The sequence below is a fragment of the Mesorhizobium sp. M7A.F.Ca.US.006.04.2.1 genome, from assembly GCF_004022915.1.
Taxonomy (GTDB): domain Bacteria; phylum Pseudomonadota; class Alphaproteobacteria; order Rhizobiales; family Rhizobiaceae; genus Mesorhizobium; species Mesorhizobium ciceri.
In genome coordinates, this window is record NZ_RZQA01001139.1 from 1 (window position 1) to 1,579 (window position 1,579).

Sequence of the window (1,579 nt, forward strand, 5' to 3'; positions counted from 1 at the left end):
CTTGTTGAGCGTGGCAACCGCCTTGTCGGCCTCGCTCCTGACGCGGTCAGCCAGATAGAACCAGCCGCCGCTGTAGAGGGCGAACAGCACGACGATGAATGCTGCAAGCCAGATCAGGCGGCGACGTTTGTTCGGCTGGCGTTCGTCACTTGACGTCATGCTTTGGCTCTCGTTAACGCATGGGTATTGCGGACGGGTAGTCGATTCCGCCAGGTGGACAGACGAATAGTTAGACGGGACGGGCGGAAAAAACACCGGTCCGGGTGCGGTGTTGGCATCTTTTGCAATCAGGCGCGGCGATATGGGCGATTTTTGGGTGTTTGGCTATGGCTCGCTGATCTGGCGGCCGGGATTCGCGCATGTCGAAACACAGCGTGCCCGCCTGCATGGCTACCGGCGCTCGCTATGCGTCTATTCCTTCGTGCATCGCGGCACGCGCGAGCGGCCGGGGCTGGTGCTCGGCCTCGATCGTGGCGGGTCCTGCGTCGGCCTCGCATTCCGCGTCCCCGGCGACTTGCGCGACGAGGTTATGGCCTATCTGCGCGAGCGCGAGCTGGTCACCAATGTCTATCTGGAGCGTCTGCTCAAGGTTCGCCTCGACGGCGGCGGTACGGTCGACGCGGTGGTTTACATTGTCGACCGCCAGCACGAGCAATATGCCGGAGCGCTCGACGCTGCAGATGCGGCGGCCGTGGTGCGCGGTGCGGTCGGCCAGTCCGGCAACAACGAGGACTATGTGCTGAGCACCCTGGAGCATCTCGAGGCGCTGGGCATTCGCGACCATTGGCTGGAAGAGGTGGCGCGGCAGGTCGCGCCTTTGTGAAGCTGGCTCTGCGGAAAAAGGCCACCAGGCCTTTGACCTCGTTCAGGCAAGACCTAGGTTAGGCTCCAACCCTCAGCCCGCGGGCGCCATTTGCCCGCCCAATCATCCCGGAGATACGCCTTGCAGAAACGTCGTCTCGGTCGCACCGACTTGTCCATCGCGCCGCTGGTTCTGGGCGGCAACGTCTTCGGCTGGACTGCCGACGAGAAAACCTCGTTCGACCTGCTCGACCGCTTCGTCGGCGCCGGCCTCAACGCCATCGATACGGCGGACGCCTATTCGCGCTGGGTTCCAGGCCACAAGGGCGGCGAATCGGAAACCATCATCGGTAAATGGATGAAAGACCGTGGCAATCGCGACAAGGTCGTGGTGATCACCAAGGTCGGTTCGGATATGGGACAGGGGCACAAGGACCTGTCCGCCGCCTACATCGAAAAGGCCGTCGACGCATCGTTGAAGCGGCTGCAGACCGAATTCATCGATCTCTATCTGTCGCATTGGCCGGATCCTGCGACGCCCTATGAGGAAACGCTTGGCGCCTACGAGAAGCTGCTCGCCAAGGGCAAGATTCGCTATGCCGGGTGCTCTAACCTCGACGCCGGCCAGTTGCGTGCGGCACTCGATGTGGCGAGCCTGCGCAGTCTGCCGCGCTACGAGGTGCTGCAGCCGGAATACAATCTCTACGATCGCTCATCCTTTGACGGGCCGTTGCGCGATCTGTGCGTGGCCGAGGACATCGGCGTCATCACCTATTTC

Annotated in this window: 2 protein-coding genes; both read left to right on the forward strand. The window is 62.4% G+C overall.

Annotation, left to right across the window (positions count from 1 at the left end):
• The first annotated feature begins 301 nt into the window (after positions 1–301).
• Positions 302–823: a gamma-glutamylcyclotransferase gene (locus EN925_RS35155; RefSeq protein ID WP_024503756.1), complete on the forward strand. Its 522-nt coding sequence runs from the start codon at positions 302–304 to the stop codon at positions 821–823.
• Positions 824–943: 120 nt separating this feature from the next.
• Positions 944–1,579 (forward strand): aldo/keto reductase (locus EN925_RS35160; RefSeq protein WP_164894632.1); only part of this gene is annotated, 636 nt, incomplete at its 3' end.